The sequence below is a fragment of the Parasediminibacterium sp. HNIBRBA5674 genome (assembly GCF_056745525.1).
Genome location: NZ_JBQWIE010000053.1, coordinates 1 through 19,302 on the forward strand (window position 1 = coordinate 1; position 19,302 = coordinate 19,302).

Below are 19,302 nucleotides of genomic sequence, written 5' to 3' on the forward strand. Positions count from 1 at the left end.
AAGGATGATGTGTATATTAAACGATAAGTTCTTAGAAAATATACTCTTTAAAGAAATTTAGATGCGTTTGCCCTGACATTACCCCTGGCTCTAGAGCCGATTTATTAAGAAAAGCTTATTTAGACACTGATAAAAATAATTACAAATATGCTTATAACGAAAATCGTATTTGGATTATGGCGCACCGTGGCAACTGGAACGAGAGTTATCCCGAAAGTGGCATGGGTGCCTATCAACGTGCCGTAACTAATAAGTTTGAAATACTAGAACTAGATGTACGTTTTTCTTCACCTTACAAAGTGGTGAATGGTGTACAAACTGCTGATGCCAATGGTGACCAAAGAGAAGTAATACTACAACATGATAAAAGTGACAAACGACTACCAGATGGTATTTCGTTGTTTCAATTCGACCCTTCAATTACTTTCACAGATGCTGCAAAAACTAAAGCAAAGAAAAATAAATACGGGTTACAATTTGTGCAATTAGATAAAATTGTACCCTACCGTGCGGATAATATTAATTGTATAGTTGGTGCTAATGGGAACGAACCTACTTTATTGTACTTAGATGGTACCGTTAGCACACAAAAATTGGTACATTTTCCTAAAACGGCTTCTTGGGTTGCTGGTAGTGCTAATTACAATGCCATGCTGGCGCAGTTTTATACAATTGTAAAAGACAATATTTTACTAAACCACGACAAGCTAAAAGAAGCCGCCGACTTTCAAGATACTTACGATGTAATGAAAAATAATGGCTTGCTGGGCCAAAGTATATTTAAAGCTAAAAACTTAGCCATTGGTTTTGAAGATGTGTCTAAACTATTTGGGGGGCGAGATTTAAGTACCACCATGTTTACCCCAATATTTACTAAGTATGATTTTTTAGATATAAATGGGCAAGATAATGGGCAATGTACTGGATGTACCGAAGAGGCAAAATTTCAAAAAAAGAAAGCTATAGTAGATGATTTACTATTAGCCGAACAAGCAGGTAAAATACTAATACCAGCTTGTGAAACTGTGTACGAAACAGAAAATGACTGGTTAATGCAACTAGCTAACTATGTAGATAATGTAAAGAAAAAACGTGTGGTACAGTTTGGGGTAATTATAGAAAACAAGCAAGGTGTATGGTCTGGCAATAGTAATTTATGGGACTATCCCGTAGGCAACTTGCAAAATTATTGGAGCTGGTTATATAATAACCCAACTACTAAATACATAAACCCAAGCATTTACGTAGGCGATAAAGCTTCTGAATTTAGAGCCTACCTAAACTCTTTAGGATATAACCAAGACCCCAACCAAACCATTGTTATTAAACCATAACTAGTTATCATGAAATGCCCGTCAGCTTACGCATACTAATGAAGACGACTATTGGCATTCCTTGTGACAAAATATTAGCCGCAAAGGCGGCGCACTAAAAAAAATATACATGAAAAAAATAGTATTACTTTTATTAGTTACACTTTGTAGCAGCTATTTAATAAAAGCGCAAACGCAACAAATACCTGATTCGGTATCACTATTATTTACTGCACAAATAACAGATGTAACCGCTGGCTCACCAGTAGATATTAATACGTATATTGACTATACAAATCATACCACTAATTTCAGTAACATCTCGTCATTATTTCATTTTGCATATACGTCACTTTATAAAAATTCAGTGGCTTATCAAGCGCTTCCTAATAGCGAGGTAGTGGATTTGACTATTGGCTATGAAAAACAAGGCGGCTTGTTATTGGTTGTTTTTGTAACTAAAGAAGGAAAAGAATATCCCTACCCATTATATAACAATAAAACTCGGTTAATAAACGGTAAGAATACACTACGATTTGAAATAAAACAAGGTTTAATTTGGATTACTACCAACAGTTCTACTACAGATAATGATTATAATAATCATCTTACTGTAGATAAAAGCTATTTTGCAGGTGAAGGTGGCTTGTGGTTAAATAACATGAATTTATTCAAACAAGAATTTTTTGTTTCGGATGTTTTCAATCAAATTAATACATATGAACCACATATTTTCCCGAACTCACGTCTATTATCAAACGTACCAGACGAAGAATATTATGAGTATGGATACGATGATGACAATACCTCGCAACCAAGCCAAATGGGCAATGGACTAAATTTTGATGGTAGTAATGATTATGTGTCAATTCCTGCATCAACTGTATTTAGCTACGGTACAGGTGATTTTACAATAGAATCATGGGTTAAATTTACTGCTAATAGTGGCAACAAAGTGGTAGTAGGTCGATTTAATGGGAGTGGGAATAATTATTGGTTAGGTGTTAATGGTAATAAAGCACAGTTTTCAATAAGCGGTGTGGGTGTTACAGGTGCTACTTCAATTAATGACAATAGCTGGCATCATATAGCTGGGGTAAGAAGTGCGGGAAGAATATATATATATGTTGATGGTGTATTAGATGCAACAAGTGTTGCTAATACCAACGGAGCAAGCCTTGGCGGTGCTTTGAATATAGGTGCTTTTAATAGTGGGTACAATTTTAATGGCTCAATAGATGAAGTAAGAATTTGGAACACTGGAAGATCTCAGTTGGACATACAAGATAATATGGCCTATGAACTGTTTGGTAATGAAACAGGTTTAGTTGCATATTACAATTGTAACCAAGGGGTTGCTTGTGGTACAAATGCGGGTATTTCAACTTTGCCCGATATTACTACTGGTGCCAACAATGGCACACTTAATAATTTTGGTTTAGCAAGCACTATAAGTAACTGGGTGCCTGGTGTTACACCCATTTCTACACTAAGTTTATGTGTAGGGGAAGCTACCAATATGAATAATGATATAACTGGTGGCGAATGGTCTAGCTCCGATCCTAATGTAGCCTCAATAGATGCTACTACGGGTAAAGTAAAAGCTATGGCTGCTGGCAGTGTAAATTTTACTTATACCTACCCAAACGGTAATGGCTGCTCATCTACAGCAATAACTATTGTTACTGTAAATGCATTGCCAACTATTGCCAATATTTCTGGTAATACAAGTATTTGCGCTATAGGTGGCACCACACAACTTACAAATACTACATCTGGTGGTATTTGGGTGAGTAATAATTATAGTATAGCCACTATTTCTAATGCTGGGTTGGTTGCCGCAACTAATAATGGAGTGGCTAACATTAATTATCGTTTTACAGATGCCAATGGCTGCACTAGCACCGTAAGTGCTAACATAACAGTATACCCTGCATTAAATCCAAAATTTAGCGTTTCAAACCCTTCACTCTTTTCTTTTAGAACAAGGGCTAAACAGTCTAGCACCGTTAATGGCATTAGTGAAAACGTTAATTATCAATGGTATTACAATAATAATGATTGCTATATTCCACAATATGGTATTAGTTGTAAATCTTATGGTAATGAAGCATCTCGAACGTGGGATTGGCCAGCTTATATAAGTAGGAATGTAGGGTTAAAAGTTAATTATAGTAGTGGTGCTTGCCCCGCAACTTTTAATACTGGTAGTAGTAGTGGAAACATCCATCTTTTAGATGTTCCTACAATAACTGCTTCGGCATCCAGTATCTGCAAAGGGGCTGCTGTTACTTTAAGTACCAGTTTGGATACTAATTATCTTTATTTCTGGACTACTGATATTAATGGCAAAAAACCAGTAGGTGACGATTCTACAGGCTATGGCAATAGTATTACCATTTACCCAGATACTACCGCAACATATTATGTAACAGTGGTTGATTCGGATGGGCATTATACTACTTCTGGCGGTGTTATAGTAACAGTAAATAATTCACTTGATAAGGCGCTTGGCTTGCCCTACGCCATCATCTGGTGCTTATAGCTTACGATTATTAAGTAGTACCTACTCTGGCAAGGCCATTAATGTGGTAAGAGCTAGTGATAATGCAACCCAAGATATTGGCTTTACAAGTAATGGTGACTTAGATACCCTCTCTTTAAAAAGCTTTATTGGCAACAGCAGTGGTTATGTGGCTATTTGGTACGACCAAAGTGGCATGAACAATAATGCCATACAAACCACCAATAGCGCAAGACCAAGAATTGTGAATGCTGGTGTAATAGATAGGGTGAATGGCAAGCCTGCCATCACGTTTCAAAGTACGGTGCAGTATTTCTTAAATAATATTGCAACAACCATTCAAACGGTAAATGCAGTAAGAAACTTAGTGAATTCTACCTGGCAATATTTATTCTCAGCACCTTCATTAAGTGATTTTTCAGTGAGATCTAGTTCATCTGGAAACCTTCAATATCTCACCTCGAATCGTAATGATTGGGCAGTGAATACTGGTACACCCCAAGCATGTGGGTAAACGGTACACAAACATTAACCGGTACAGCATCGTTACATACAATTACAGCAATGTCAGCATCCGCAATTGCCAATACTTCATTCTCTATAAGTTCTACTTTTAGAAGTAGGGGCATGTCTGGTGGTAATGCAGTTTCCGAGATGACCCTATTTCCTACTGCAATTTCTACCACAAATAGAGTACAATTAGAAACAAACCAATCTAATTATTATGTTTGTTCTGCAACTATTAGCACAAGTACATCTACCACCTTCTGCCAAGGTGGCTCGGTAACACTTACGGCAAGTGTAGGTAGTAGTTATTTATGGAGTAATGGAGCTACTAGTCAATCTATCAATGTATCTACTAGTGGTAATTATTCAGTTACAGTTACTAATGCGAGTGGCTGTAGTGCTACTTCTGCTGCAACGACTGTTACCGTGAATGCTTTACCTACGATTGCCGCAATTTCTGGTTCAAATACAGTTATTTTAAATAATACAACCACATTAGCTAATGTAACAACAGGTGGGGTATGGAGTAGTTCAAATAATGGTATTGCTGCTGTGAATAGTAATACAGGAGTGGTAACAGGTATGTCTATAGGTAGTACAACTATCACTTATACCGTTACTAACGCAAGTGGTTGCATAGCAAGTGCTTCCACTCAAATTACTACCACATTGCCAGCACTTGCTGCAGGTATTGTAAATGGTCACAACTATATTTTGATAAATAAGGCATCAGGTTTGGCGCTTGAAATTCAAGGAAGTAGTGTAGATAATGGTGCACAAGCCTATCAGAATATTGAAACAGATACTAGAAACCAAGTTTGGACTATAAATACGGTTGGTGGTACAAGCTCTAATTTTACCATTACCAATTTAAATAGTAACTATACTTTGGATGCTTTAGGTTTCAACACCGCAGCAGGAAGTTCAATTGGGCAGTGGCCTATTAATGGGTTAGCTAATCAAGATTGGAACATTGTACCAGACGGAAGTGGCTACTTTTATTTATATAACGGCTATAGTGGTTTGGTATTAGACAATCCGAGTAGCAGGAATATTCCCCAAAATTTATGGCAATACACTTTTAATGGATCGGATGCCCAAAAATGGGGTTTTAAAGACCTTACTAGTATTACGGCAGCACCATTAGTTGCATCAATTACAGGCATCAGTAGTGTGTGTTCAGGTACTACAACCACTTTATCCAATGCTATACCTAACGGTGTTTGGTCTAGTTCAAACAATGGAGTTGCAATAGTAAGTAATTCAGGGTTGGTGACAGGGGTTTCCAGTGGCACGGCTACTATAAGCTATACGGTTACTAATGCCAATAACGCATCTACAACTGCTTCAATGGCATTTACAGTAAATGCTTTACCTACGGCTACTATTACAGCAAGTGGGCCTACCACGTTCTGCCAAGGCGGCTCAGTAACCCTTACGGCAAGTGCTGGTAGTAGTTATAGTTGGAACACTGGTGCTACCAGTCAATCCATCAATATAACTAATGGTGGTAACTATTCAGTTACGGTTACTAATGGCAGTGGCTGTAGTGCTACTTCTGCTGCAACAACTGTTACTGTGAATGCTTTACCTACGGCTTCTATCTCTACAAGCGGTGCTACTACCTTCTGCCAAGGTGGTTCGGTAACGCTCACAGCAAGTGCTGGTAGTAGTTATTTATGGAGTAATGGTGCTACTAGTCAATCTATCAATGTATCTACTAGTGGTAACTACTCTGTTACAGTTACCAATGCGAGTGGCTGTAGTGCTACTTCCGCTGCAACAACTGTTACTGTGAATGCTTTACCTACGGCATCAATTACAACAAGCGGTGCTACTACCTTCTGCCAAGGTGGTTCGGTAACGTTTACTGCAAGTGCAGGTAGTAGTTATTTATGGAGTAATAGCGCTACTAGTCAATCTATCAATGTATCTACTAGTGGTAACTACTCTGTTACAGTTACCAATGCGAGTGGCTGTAGTGCAAATTCTGCTGCAACAACTGTTACGGTGAATGCTTTACCTACGGCATCAATTACAACAAGCGGTGCTACTACCTTTTGCCAAGGTGGCTCAGTAACGCTTACCGCAAGTGCAGGTAGTAGTTATTTATGGAGTAATGGAGCTACTAGTCAATCTATTAATGTATCTACTAGTGGTAACTACTCTGTTACAGTTACTAATGCTAGCGGCTGTAGTGCTACTTCTGCTGCAACAACTGTTACTATTTTAGCAACAGTAACTGCTAATACGAGTAATGCCTTAAATTTTGATGGTATTGATGATTATGCAAATCTTGGTACATCTTCAGTATTTAACATCGCAAGCAATATTACAGTCGAGGCTTGGGTTAAAGTAAATACGTTCGATAAAAGTTGGCAAGCTATTGTAACCAAGGGCGATAATAGTTGGCGTATTCAGCGAAATGGCGGTGGCAATTCGGTAGAATTTGCAACTTCGGGCGTATCACCTTATACACTAGGTGGTTCAAAAAATATTAATGATGGGCAATGGCACCACATTGCAGGTGTGTACGATGGTAGTTATAAATATATTTACATAGATGGTAATCTGGATGCTTCTGTAAGTGCCACTGGTAGTATAGCGGTATCTGGCGCATCAGTATATTTAGGAGCCAATGCCGAACAAGCTAATAGAAATTTTAACGGTACAATGGATGAAATACGTATTTGGAACACTGCACGTACGCAAGCACAAATACAAGAAGCCATGAATGCTGAGTTGGTAGGTAATGAAGCTGGCTTGGTAGCTAATTACAATTTTAATCAGAATTATGAGCAATGCTATGGTTGTACTACACTAAAAGATAAAACAAGTAATGCCAATGGCACATTAACCAATTTTGCTTTATCGGGTAGTACCTCAAATTGGGTGTCTGGTATTGTACCAATTACATCAGCTAGTTTTTGCCCTAATGGCATTATTCAACTAAACAATGCATTTTCAGGCGGTGTATGGTCAAGTTCAAATACAAATATTGCCACAGTGGATGCAAATGGTTTGGTATTGATACCAAATGCAGGTACAGCTACCATCACTTATACAGCTACCAATAATAATGGTTGCACTAGTAGTGCATCAACGCTTGTTACAGTTTATGGCCCACCTCGTGCACAAGTTTCTACACTAAGGTCTACAATTTGTTATGGTAGTTCAACCAATTTGTATGCTAATCAAGCAACAGGGTATACTTACAAGTGGTCTACCTCGCCAGATGGTAGCAGTATTGGTACTACAGCAACCCTTACTGTAAGCCCTACGGTTACTACCACCTACTACCTAACAGTTACTTATACAACTCCAACAAATAATACAGGTGGTGCTTGTACATACTCTACAACTTCAAGCCCAGTAACTATTACGGTAGTAAACCCAACTGTTGCTAGCAATGCGGGTAATGCCTTAAACTTTGATGGAAGTAATGATTACATCAACATTACACGCAGCATTCAAGATGATTTTTCTATTGAATTTTGGATGAAAACTACCCAAACGGGTATCAATGCATCTGGCAACCAATGGTATATGGGTAATGGAATAGTAGATGCCGAAGTTGCAGGCGCTAAAAATGATTTTGGTTTATCGTTAATAGGTAGCAAACTGGCGTTTGGAGTGGGTAATCCAGATAAAACGATATTCTCAACCAGCAATGTAAACACAGGCAGTTGGGTTCATGTGGCTGCCACAAGATCTAAAACTACAGGCTTAATGCAATTATTTATCAATGGAAACTTAGAAGCCTAGTTTACCAGCAGCAATAAGAATAGCTTAACCGAACCTGCTAATATTGCTTTGGGTAGGTTGCAAACAGGTATTCAATACTTTAATGGTAGTTTAGATGACATACGATTATGGAATACGGTACGCACACAGGCTCAAATACAAGCTTCTATGAACGCTGAATTAGTGGGTACAGAATCTGGCTTAATGGCTTATTATAACTGTAATCAAGGTACGGCTAATATTAGCAATACTGGCATTAATTCGTTAATAGATAAAACAAGCTACGCTAGAAACGGCACACTTACCAATTTCACATTAACTGGTACTACCTCTAATTGGGTGGCTGGTAAAGCTGCCACTACTTCTGTTTATTTAAACATTGGCGATAAAGCACAGCTAAATAATGCCGATGCACCAGGTGAGTGGAATAGTAGTAATTGGAGCGTTGCGCAAGTTGATTTTAGTACTGGTTTAATAACTGCCGTTAGTGCAGGTACTGCAACTATTGCATATACTGCTTATGATGCTAATAGTTGCTATCCTAGTACTTACACTAATGTAACTGTATACAGTGGGGCACAGCATTTTAAATCTTCTATAAGTGATACCATTGCTAGTGTTCAAGACGCCACTTCTACCATCTACATCTTCCCTAACCCCGCACACGATAAAGTAACCGTGCAGTTAGCAGCGGGTATGGAAAAAGCAACGGTAACTGTTATTAGTGCTTTAGGTACTGCGGTGGCAACAGATAATAATACGGGTTTACAACGGGTAATTAATTTGTTTGGCAAGCCAAGTGGTACTTACCTAGTAAGGGTTACTACCAAAGATGGCACAAGCACCACGCAAAAATTAATTATTCAGTAATTATAAAACATTACTGAAACTAATGCAATAGGGTTGCCAATCCGCTAATAGTTGGCAACCTCTTTAAAAAAACTGTCGTCATACACAGTGTTTGTTTTTAGCTTCAAAAGGCTGCCTGTACAGGCGGCCTTTTGTGTTAAATAACTAAGCTAAAAACAGTTTGTCAAAATAAGTTTGTCAAAAAATATAAATTTGACAAAAAATATTTGACAATATAATATTTTTAGTTATGAGCGATAGCGCTTTAATTAACTCGGTTACCGAGAAATTAGGTATTAATAAGTTCGCTTTGGCTACCTTATTAGGTGTAGACAATAGTGTACTTACCCGTATAGTTGCAGGAACAAGGCAGTTACCTTTAAAAGCTACAGCAGCAATGGCATGGATGCATATAATTATTACTCAGTTGCCATCTGTTGCAGCACCACAACCTACTCAAGAAGCATTAAACAATTATCAGCAACAAGCAGCTTGGTGCTTAGCAAGGTTAAAACCTTTGCAAAAGCAATTGCTAAAAATGCAAACCCATTATAAGCAAGCGAGTAATATGCAAGCTTTTTTAAAAAGTTATACAGGCCTTAACCCTTCTACAACACCCAAACAACAACGATGGCTTGATGAACAAGCCTACCAAGCTCAACAAAAAATAGAAAAAAATGGCTGGCAAGCACAACAACAAGTACTTTTAAAAATGGTATTACTACAAGCAGAGGCTACTTTTTATCGCAATCAAGAACAATAGGTATTTTAAAAAATCTTACAGCGAATAGTGGCTTGCAAAATTGACTTTCATTTTTGTTAAGGCTAACGGTCTTACTCCCTCCATATCATATTTTCTCTCTGTGTTTCAGAGCCTCTATGAAAGAACATCATCTGGGTTCAGTTCTCTCTGTGTTTCAGTGTATCAGTATCAAAACATCCTGACAATCTTGACCATCAGCGTTCTATACTTTCTCAGTGGCCACTGCATTATTGTTACTAAATTGTTAACGATAGGTATTCCAACACCAACTGTCGTATAGGTGAATAAATAATTACCTGCAACCATGCGTCAGCTATTTTTACTCGTATTTGTTTCGGTTTTCTTTTTTCTATCTGCAAGTGCCCAAATAACGATATCTGGGGTTATAAAAACTGAGAACGATGAAACCATTTCTTCAGCCACAGTGGTATTAACAGACAGTGCAGGTAATTACAACCAAACTACTACTAGCAACGCACTTGGTGTATTTGCATTTACCGACGTACCTTTCGGCGGTCCCTACAAGCTCAATTTCAGTTCTATTGGGTTTGATGATAAAGCACAAACGGGTATTTATTTAACCAGCCAAAACCCCAAAATATCGCTATTAATACGCTTACAAGAAGCTGCTGCAGCGGTAGATGAAGTGGTGGTGGTGGCTTATGGTACACAAAAACAAAAAGAAATTACAGGTGCTATTGCCAAAATAACTACGGCAGATTTAGCAACGTCGCCAGTTACGTCTATAGACCAGTTTATAGCTGGCAAAGCACCAGGTGTACAGGTTACGCAAAGTTCTGGTGCACCTGGTACTAATGCTAATTTTAGGGTACGCGGGGTAGGGTCTATAACGGCCAATACGCAGCCCTTGATAGTAATAGATGGTTTTCCGCAAATTTATGGCAGCAACCTAAGTGCAGTTAATTTGGGTGATATAGAATCTATCGAAATTTTAAAAGATGCCTATGCCACAGCTATTTATGGTTCTCGTGGGTCAAATGGTGTGGTGTTGCTTACCACTGGTAAAGGCAGTAAGGATGGCAAAACGAAAATTGTATTCAATACATCTATTGGTACACAAAGCCTTACCAAGCAGTTAGATTTAATGGATGCCTATCAAAAAGCAACCTTAACAAAAGATGCAGCAGATAATTATTGGATTTCCTTAAACCCAGCAGTAAACAAAGCCAGTGACCCAAATAGTGTTCGTAACTCGGCTGCACGTGTACCAGATTTTGCATTGCCATATGTAGCCAAGCAGCAAGGGCTTACCAATACCAATTGGCAAGATGAAATTTATAAAGATGCCACCATCGAAAACTACCAATTGGCCATTAGTGGCGGCACCGATAAATCGCAATTTTACCTATCGGGCAATTACTTAAACCAAAATGGCATTGTGGTAAATTCTAACTTTAAGCGCTATGCGTTACGGTTTAATTTCAACACAAAAATTACTGAAAAATTAAGAGTAGGCTTAAACTTGGCACCAGCCTTTACCAGTTTTTCAAGAGCTTCTCAAGGCTCTCACAAAAACGATGGGGTAATATTTAGTGCCATCCTAGCACACCCACATTTATCGCCATACGCTGCCGATGGCAGTATTGCCTTAAACCTTACACAGCAGTCGTTAGCCGATGGTAATGCACCTGTAGAAAACCCTTTGGCATTGGCAATATTTAACCAAAATAAAGCAGAGTTGGCAAGGATACAAGGCGGCCTATTTGCCGATTATGATGTGGCTAAAAACTTGACGTTCAGAACCTTCTTTGCTGGCGATTATTACACCACCCGTACCAATACTTTTCACCCAACATTTTTGGCAACATATGGTGTGGCTGCACCCACTATTGCTGTAGGCACTTCATCTACCCAGCGTACTTACAATTATTTGGCTGAAAATACATTAAACTATAAAAAATCCTTTGCTGGCAAGCACAATTTTAATGCAGTTGCTGGTTATACGTTTCAAAAAGAAGGTACAGAAACAAATACGCTAACTGCTAATAATTACCCCAATAATCAAGTAACTACATTAAACGCTGGTACGGTTACTACTGGTGGTTCTACCATTGAAGAGTGGGCTTTAATTTCTTATTTGGCAAGAGTAAATTACAATTACAAATCAAAATATTTATTGGGCGTTTCTGTGCGTGCCGATGGTTCTAGCCGTTTTGGGCCAGATAATCGTTGGGGTTATTTCCCTTCATTCTCTGCTGGCTGGCGGGTAAGTGAAGAGCCATTTTTAAAACAAAATACAACCATTACCGATTTAAAACTGAGGGCAAGTCTTGGCCGTACTGGTAATTTCTTTATCCCCAATTATGGCTTCTTGTCGTTATTGTCGTCTGCAAATTATCCATTGGCCAATACTGTAAATAATGGTTTAGCACCAAGCAGTTCTCCTAATGCTAATTTATCGTGGGAAAAAACGGATATGTTTAATGCTGGTATCGACTTTGGCATCTTTAAAAATCAACTAAAAATTACGGTTGATTATTACAATTCAAAAACAAAAGCCTTGCTGCTAAACGTGCCAGTACCAGCACAATCGGGCTATGCTACATCTTTCCAAAATATTGGTAGGGTACAAAACGAAGGCATCGAATTATCCATTACTAACACCCTAAAAATTGGTAAGATTATTTGGAATGCATCGGTAAATATTTCTAAAAATACGAACACAGTTTTAGAGTTAGGACCACAGCAAACTGAGCTTATTTCTAGCGGTACTAACATTTCTAAAATTGGTGGTGCATTGGGTGCTTTTTATGGCTATCAAATTTTAGGGGTGTTTAAAAATCAAAGCGATTTGGATAAAAACCCACACTTAAGCACCAGCAAAATAGGGGATTACAAGTATGCCGACAACAATGGTGATGGGGTTATTTCTGATAAGGACAGAGTGGTGCTTGGCAAATCTCAACCAGATTATATTTTTGGATTTTCTAGCAGTATTAACTACAAAAATTTCGAGTTTAGCTTTCTATTACAGGGTAGCTATGGCTACGAAATTTATAACCAATTAAAAGCATTTACCATTAATGCACAAGGGTTTAGTAATGGCACAAAGGATTTGTATAATGGATACTTTAAATCAGAAGCTGACCCTGGTACTGGCTATGCCGCACCCAATGTAAAACCACACGATAAGCTGTACGAAAATTCTAATTATGTAGTTGAGGATGGTTCGTTTGTACGATTGAGAAATGTGTCTCTATCATACTCTTTGCCAAAATCTATTACCAAGAAGAAGTTTAAGGCAATGGTATTTGTAGCTGGCAAAAATCTATTAACTATTACCAAGTACAGTGGCTACAACCCAGAGGTAAGTAACAATGGTGCAGACGCCCTTAGCCCAGGTATTGATTATGGTGTGTATCCAGTAGAAAAAAATATTTCATTTGGCACTAAAATTTCTTTTTAACATGAACAAACAACTCTTACTAATAGCAATTACGTTTTCACTTTTTAGTTGCACGAAACAATTGGATTTAAGTCCAGTATCGCAAGTAACGGCTGGCAATTATTATAAAACTACAGCCGATATGGAACAAGCCACCATCGCCTGTTACGATGCCTTGCAAGACAAAGGACAATACGGTCAAAATTTTTTATACTTGATGGAAGTTTGTAGCGATAATGCACGAACATCTAGCATTACAAATAGCGGTGGTATTTATGGCGACTTTGATTTGTTTCGTGTTACGGCGAACAATGCTGTGCTAGACCAAAGCTGGGCTGCTTGCTACTTAGGCATACAGCGTTGTAATATTTTGCTAAATAGAATTGGTAGTATACCAATGGTAGATTCTATTAAAAACAGCCGTATTGGCGAAGTAAAATTTATACGCGCATTAACTTACTTTAACATGGTGCGTATTTGGGGCGGTGTGCCATTGGTAACGCAAGAAACCACTAACCCATTCAACGAATTTGACCATGGTAGAGATGACGTTACAACGGTCTATAATCAAATAATTAAAGACCTTAACGAAGCTGCTAATGCTTTGCCAGCCATACAATTTGGAAGCAGTGTAGGCAGGGTTACAAAAGGGGCAGCACAGGCATTGCTGGGGAAGGTTTATCTCACTCAAAAAAATTATGCTGCTGCGGTTACTGTGCTGCAAAACCTTGTTGGTACTGCACCCTATCAATTGTTGCCAGTGTATGCCGATGTGTTTAAGATTGCCAACAAGAACAACAAGGAATCTATTTTTGAAGTACAATTTAAAAAAAGCAGCAATGGTGAGGGTAGTGCTTTTGCCAATTTATTTGCATCAGATGCCTCGCTGGTAAGTGGCATTGGTCAGGCATTAGGCGATGATGTACCTACTAAAGCATTTATAGATTCCTTTCAAGTAAATGATGGCAGGAAAGCTGCTATGATTGGTACTTCAAATGGCAAAAATTATTGTAAGAAATTTATAGATGCTTCACCTTCACAAAATTTGGATGGGGATAATAATTTCATCGTGCTACGTTATGCCGATGTACTACTCATGCTGGCAGAAGCGTTGAATGAACAGGGTTTTATAGCCAATGGCGATGCATTTACTTATATCAATTTAATTAGGGCACGAGCAGGTTTGCCAGCATTAACAGCCGCTACAACACCAGATAAAACAGCATTTAAAATAGCGATAGAAAAAGAAAGAAAATACGAATTGGCTTTTGAAAATCACCGTTGGTTTGATTTGGTAAGAACCGATAGAGCCATTACTGTAATGAACACAACTCCATCAGATAATGGACCTGTAACCATTGCTACCACTAACTTATTTTTTAAAATTCCACAAAGCCAAATTGATGTAAAGCCTGGGTTAATTGCTCAAAACCCATAATCATTTTATTGTAAAAATCTAATCACATTTATGAAGATATTACCCATAGTTATAGCTACTGCTTTGTCTATTTTGTTTATAAATAAGCCATTGCCAAAAACCAAAATAAGCCAAGCAACTAACCAACATATTGATACTTTATTTGGCTACTTAACTAAGCCAAGCGATAAGCATGTTCTAGTGGCAGCACATAGGGCAGACTGGCGAAACTTTCCTGAAAATTCATTAGAAGGGGTAATGAGTTGTGTGGCAATGGGAGTAGATATTGTAGAGATTGATGTGCAAAAAACCAAGGACGGGCAGCTTGTTATTATGCATGATAAAACAGTTGACAGAACCACTAACGGTACAGGCAAAGTAGCCGATTTAACCTTAGAAGATATTAAAAAGTTGAACCTAAAAAATGGCTACGCTTTTGTAACAAAATTCAAAGTGCCATTGCTAGAAGATGTGTTGCAGGCAGTAAAAGGCAAGGCATTTTTGTTTATTGATAAGGCTTATAAAAACATACCCGAAGCTTATAAAATAATTGAGAAAACAGGTACACAAAAAGAAGCCTTGTTTGAAGGTGTAGCCACATTGCAAGAACTAAAAACCGAGTACCCAGATTATGTAGGCAGAATAAAATATATGCCCCGTTTAAATGGTGATAAAAAGAATATTGAAACCCTTAACTACCTGAACGATTATGCCAATGCCAAAAGTTTAGTAGCCACATTTATCCTAAGTTATTCTAAAGAAAATTCGCCTGGTATTTATTATTCAAACGAGATACGGAAGAAAGATATTTCTGTGATGGCTAATGCACTTTGGCCAGAAACATCTGCAGAGCATGACGATGATATTTCTGCTTCAAACCCAGATGCTGGTTGGGGTTGGTTAATAAAACATGGGGCAAATATTATTTGTACAGATAGGCCACAACTACTCATCAATTACTTAAACAATCACCAACAACACAATTAGTTTTTTATGAAAAAACATCTATGCTCACTCATTATTTTATTATTCGTTGCGTTTATTTCAAAGGCAACAATTTACTATTCAGACCCTGCTGGTGGCAACTTTAATGCTACCATTTGGGCTACTACTTCTGCTGGCCCGTTTACCATTGCTGGCACTACCATTACCAGTGTAGATGATATTGTTGTGCTGGGTGGTACGGTAATATTTAACCTAAGCTCTGGCAGTACTTATTGTAGAAATATGACTGTAAAAAGTGGGGCAATTATTACCACCACACAGCAAGCAACTTTTGCAGGCGATGTAACAGTAGAAGGCGGTGGCAGTATTTTGTTAGGGCCAAATGGTGGCAATACTGGCGGCATATTTGTAAATAATTTGCTTATAAATACTGGTGGTAAAGTGTGGGGTAATGACCCTGTAAATAGTGGTGCTTTAAATGTAAAAACAATACGCATCAACGGTAGCCAATTGGTATGTGATGGCGTTATTGGCGATGGAGCAAACAATGATGCGTTGTTGTTGCAAACCGAAGGTGCAACAGTAACTATTAGCGGTAGCGGTACTATTGATGTATCAAGGATACGAAAAGGTGCAGCTACTAATGCTACTACCACTTTAATTATTGATGCGAATGTTACAGCACGTTTCGGCACTACTTGTGTTTATAACAATCAAAATACGTCTACGTTTAACATTACTATTAACCAAGGTAAAACACTAAAATGTGTAGGTATTACAAACCCCACTGGTTTTGCTGGTACAGAGGGTAGTATAAGTTTAAATGGCACTACTGGTGGCTCTACACGTAGGCAAGCATTGTACACCATAAACGGTACTTTAGAATGTGATAATTTATACTTGGCAGCAACCAGTACAACCGCGACTGATGTGTTTAAATATTTAGTTACCAGCACTGGTACTTTAAAAGTAAATACACAACTTAAAGGCAATAGTACCACAGCTACAACCTCTGCTACAGCTGATTTAGAGTTGCAAGCTGGTGCCACCTTGAAATTATTTGGTGCAGCATCAACGAGTAATATTGATGCTGGCGGCACTAAAAATAAATTCATTTTTGATGCTGCTTCTACGGTAGAATATGGTGGTGCAGCACAAACCATCGAAAGCAAATTTGGCAGCTATGGCAACTTAGTAATTAGTGCAAGCAATGGCATTTCAGTAGACAATTTTATTACAATAAATAATGCATTAACACTTGCTGCTGGCATTGTAACGGTTGGTGCAACTGGTCAATTAAAAATTACCAATACAGCTACCAATGCAGTAGTTGGTGGCAGCAGTTCGGCTTTTGTAAATGGTAAGTTGGTAAGGTCGGTTTTGGCGGGTAATAATGCCTATAATTATCCAGTTGGTAAGGGCACAACTTATGCCAATGTTGTTGTAAATAATAGTTCAGTAGCAACTGATATTACTGCCGAATATTTTAATACAGCTTATGCTAACACAATCACTACTTTACCATTCAGGGTAAGTAAATCAGAGTATTGGAATATAGAATCGGCAAGCAATCCATCCACTGCAGATATTACTTTAAATTACAGCAATGGCAGTACAAGTGGCATCACATCGCCAGCCCAATTGGTATTGGCATATTACAACGGCAGCCAGTGGAATAATTTGGGACAAACTACTTATTCTGGCAATGCTGCTGCTGGTTCGGTTACTGGTGCAACCACTAGTTTGGGTGTACTTACATTTGGTACTACTTCTTCACTAAACCCTTTGCCAGTAAAACTTACAAGCTTTACAGCAAAAGCCATTAATACAAGCACGGTACAACTAAATTGGGCAAGTGTACAAGAAATAAATCTTAAATACTTTATTGTTGAAAGTAGTATAGATGGTAAAAATTTTCATGCCATTGGTACAATTCCATCAAGCAATAATGTGTTAGGTGCAGCTTACCAATTTCTTGATGTAGCTGCTTTAAATGGCGTAGTTTATTATCATTTAAAATGTGTGGATATTGATGGTAGCTTTCAATATTCTAATACTATTCTTTTAAATACTAGCGGTAATGCAGCCTCGGTATTACTGCAACAGTTAAACGGTAAAGCAAGAATAGTTTTTGCCAAAGAAGAGGCTTACACAGCCAATGTTTTAAGCATGAACGGTCAGTTGCTTTTACAGCAAAAAGGTATGGCTATTTCACCCGAAATAAACTATAGTCATTTAGCTTCAGGCACATATATTTTACAGCTTAGTCACAACAACACACCATCATCTTTCATACTTATAAAATAAAAAAATGAAACTATCTTTATTGATACTATGCATTGTTTGTTCAACCACTTTTGCATCGGCTGCAACCTATTATTCAAACCCTGCCGGGGGTAATTTTAATGGTACTATTTGGAGTGTCACAGACGCTTCTAACTCACCATCTTATACCATTGCAGGCACCATCATTACTAGTGCAGACGATGTGGTGATTCAAGGTGGCACTTTGCTTTTAAACCTTGCCTCTGCTAGTATTTATTGTAGAAATATGACAATACAAAATGGGGCTACCGTAAAATTAACTGCTGTACGCAACTACAATTTTGCTGGTGATATTACTGTACAGAGTGGTGGTATATTTCAAGTAGGTGATGCCCCAACATCTGTAATTACTTCTGCTAATATTTTTGTAAATACTGGTGGTAAAATTTGGGCAAACCTTGCACTAGATGCTGGTGCAACCAATATTGTTTACTTCTTTATTACTGGCACACAGCTAGTTTGTAATGGTACTATTGGTAATGGTACAACAAGCGAAGCATTGGCATTTCAACCAGAAGGAGCTAATGTTACATTTAGCGGTACTGGTACGTTTGATTGTGCTAGAATAAGAAAAACCACCACTACAAATACTACTACTAACCTTACAATTCAGCTTGACATTAACCTACGTTTGGGTGCTGCCAACTTAACAAATGGTGCAAATTCAACCGTTTTTAATGTAACCATAGATGCTGGTAAAACTGTAAAATTAGTAGCAGGGTATAACCCAACTTCTGGCTTTGGTAACGTTGGGCTTAATGGTGGTGCAGGCACATCTAACAGGCGGCAAGGCACTTACACCGTTAACGGCAATTTAGAATGCGAGAACTTATACATTGCTGCCAACAATTCGGGTTGTCTATTAGCCGATGCATATAAAATGATTGTAGGAAGTGCAGGTTCTGTAACGGTGCGTACACAACTTTTGGGCAATACTGGCGCTACTGGTGCAGGCTTGCCAGAACTTCAACTGCAAAGTGGGGGCTTATTAAAACTATTAGGGGCAACGCCCTCCACTTTAATAGATGCTACTGGCACAAAAAACAAGTGGACTTTTGATGCCAATGCTACTGTAGAATATGGTGGTAATCCACAAACTATTGAACCCAATTTTGGTAACTACGGTAATCTGAAAATTTCAGGTTCGGGTATAAAATCGTTGAATGCCGCAACAACTGTTAATGGCGTTTTAACTCTAGCATCAGGTAGTTTAATTACAGGCTCTAACAATCTAACATTAGGTGCTTCGGCATCTGCAATATTAGCAGCAGGTACTATATTAAATATCAATGGTGGTACAGTAGATTTTAACAGCCGCTCTGTCATATTACAAGCAAGTGCTACAGGTACAGCAGCTATTGTAAATAGTGGTACATTAAATGGTGCTACCAATGTTACCTTACAACAATGGATTACAGGTCAGCGCGGATATAGAGTATTATCAAATCCGTTTTTTACTGCTTTAACACCTGCATCATCAATTAGCAATACCATAGCAGATATTAGTGG

At 38.2% G+C, this 19,302-nt stretch carries 11 protein-coding genes; all 11 read left to right on the forward strand.

The annotated features are described in order from the left end of the window. Positions 1-176: 176 nt before the first annotated feature. Positions 177-1,334 carry a hypothetical protein gene (locus ACT9TX_RS17235; protein ID WP_481340150.1) on the forward strand — a complete coding sequence of 386 codons (1,158 nt, stop codon included), beginning with the start codon at positions 177-179 and terminating at the stop codon, positions 1,332-1,334. Between the two features lie 109 nt (positions 1,335-1,443). Further along, complete coding sequence (locus ACT9TX_RS17240) at positions 1,444-3,858, forward strand: LamG-like jellyroll fold domain-containing protein (RefSeq protein WP_481340151.1); 2,415 nt, start codon at positions 1,444-1,446, stop codon at positions 3,856-3,858. After that, complete coding sequence (locus ACT9TX_RS17245) at positions 3,812-4,351, forward strand: arabinofuranosidase catalytic domain-containing protein (RefSeq protein WP_481340153.1); 540 nt, start codon at positions 3,812-3,814, stop codon at positions 4,349-4,351. Before ACT9TX_RS17240 ends, ACT9TX_RS17245 begins: the two co-directional genes overlap by 47 nt. 50 nt (positions 4,352-4,401) lie before the next feature. Further along, positions 4,402-8,109 (forward strand): LamG-like jellyroll fold domain-containing protein, encoded by a 3,708-nt coding sequence (locus tag ACT9TX_RS17250; RefSeq protein WP_481340155.1) that lies wholly within the window; start codon positions 4,402-4,404, stop codon positions 8,107-8,109. Between the two features lie 57 nt (positions 8,110-8,166). Then, positions 8,167-8,958 (forward strand): T9SS type A sorting domain-containing protein, encoded by a 792-nt coding sequence (locus ACT9TX_RS17255; protein WP_481340156.1) that lies wholly within the window; start codon positions 8,167-8,169, stop codon positions 8,956-8,958. Between the two features lie 229 nt (positions 8,959-9,187). Next, positions 9,188-9,700 (forward strand): hypothetical protein, encoded by a 513-nt coding sequence (locus ACT9TX_RS17260; RefSeq protein WP_481340158.1) that lies wholly within the window; start codon positions 9,188-9,190, stop codon positions 9,698-9,700. Positions 9,701-10,004: 304 nt separating this feature from the next. Beyond that, a complete protein-coding gene (locus ACT9TX_RS17265; RefSeq protein ID WP_481340159.1) occupies positions 10,005-13,127 on the forward strand; it encodes a SusC/RagA family TonB-linked outer membrane protein in 3,123 nt (1,040 codons plus the stop codon). A 1-nt stretch (position 13,128) separates the two neighbouring features. Then, positions 13,129-14,544 carry a RagB/SusD family nutrient uptake outer membrane protein gene (locus ACT9TX_RS17270; protein ID WP_481340161.1) on the forward strand — a complete coding sequence of 472 codons (1,416 nt, stop codon included), beginning with the start codon at positions 13,129-13,131 and terminating at the stop codon, positions 14,542-14,544. 30 nt (positions 14,545-14,574) lie between these two features. Then, positions 14,575-15,510, forward strand: coding sequence for a glycerophosphodiester phosphodiesterase family protein (locus ACT9TX_RS17275; RefSeq protein ID WP_481340162.1), 936 nt, complete (start codon positions 14,575-14,577; stop codon positions 15,508-15,510). A 6-nt stretch (positions 15,511-15,516) separates the two neighbouring features. Continuing rightward, positions 15,517-17,775, forward strand: coding sequence for a T9SS type A sorting domain-containing protein (locus ACT9TX_RS17280; RefSeq protein ID WP_481340163.1), 2,259 nt, complete (start codon positions 15,517-15,519; stop codon positions 17,773-17,775). Positions 17,776-17,779: 4 nt separating this feature from the next. Continuing rightward, the coding region (locus ACT9TX_RS17285; protein ID WP_481340164.1) for a hypothetical protein at positions 17,780-19,302 on the forward strand (1,523 nt) is incomplete at its 3' end.

Coding starts and splice junctions, on each gene's coding strand:
- ACT9TX_RS17280 (WP_481340163.1), top strand. CDS start 15,517: ATGAAAAAACATCTATGCTCACTCATTATTTTATTATTCGTTGCGTTT.
- ACT9TX_RS17250 (WP_481340155.1), top strand. CDS start 4,402: ATGTCAGCATCCGCAATTGCCAATACTTCATTCTCTATAAGTTCTACT.
- ACT9TX_RS17270 (WP_481340161.1), top strand. CDS start 13,129: ATGAACAAACAACTCTTACTAATAGCAATTACGTTTTCACTTTTTAGT.
- ACT9TX_RS17260 (WP_481340158.1), top strand. CDS start 9,188: ATGAGCGATAGCGCTTTAATTAACTCGGTTACCGAGAAATTAGGTATT.
- ACT9TX_RS17275 (WP_481340162.1), top strand. CDS start 14,575: ATGAAGATATTACCCATAGTTATAGCTACTGCTTTGTCTATTTTGTTT.
- ACT9TX_RS17265 (WP_481340159.1), top strand. CDS start 10,005: ATGCGTCAGCTATTTTTACTCGTATTTGTTTCGGTTTTCTTTTTTCTA.
- ACT9TX_RS17240 (WP_481340151.1), top strand. CDS start 1,444: ATGAAAAAAATAGTATTACTTTTATTAGTTACACTTTGTAGCAGCTAT.
- ACT9TX_RS17235 (WP_481340150.1), top strand. CDS start 177: ATGGCGCACCGTGGCAACTGGAACGAGAGTTATCCCGAAAGTGGCATG.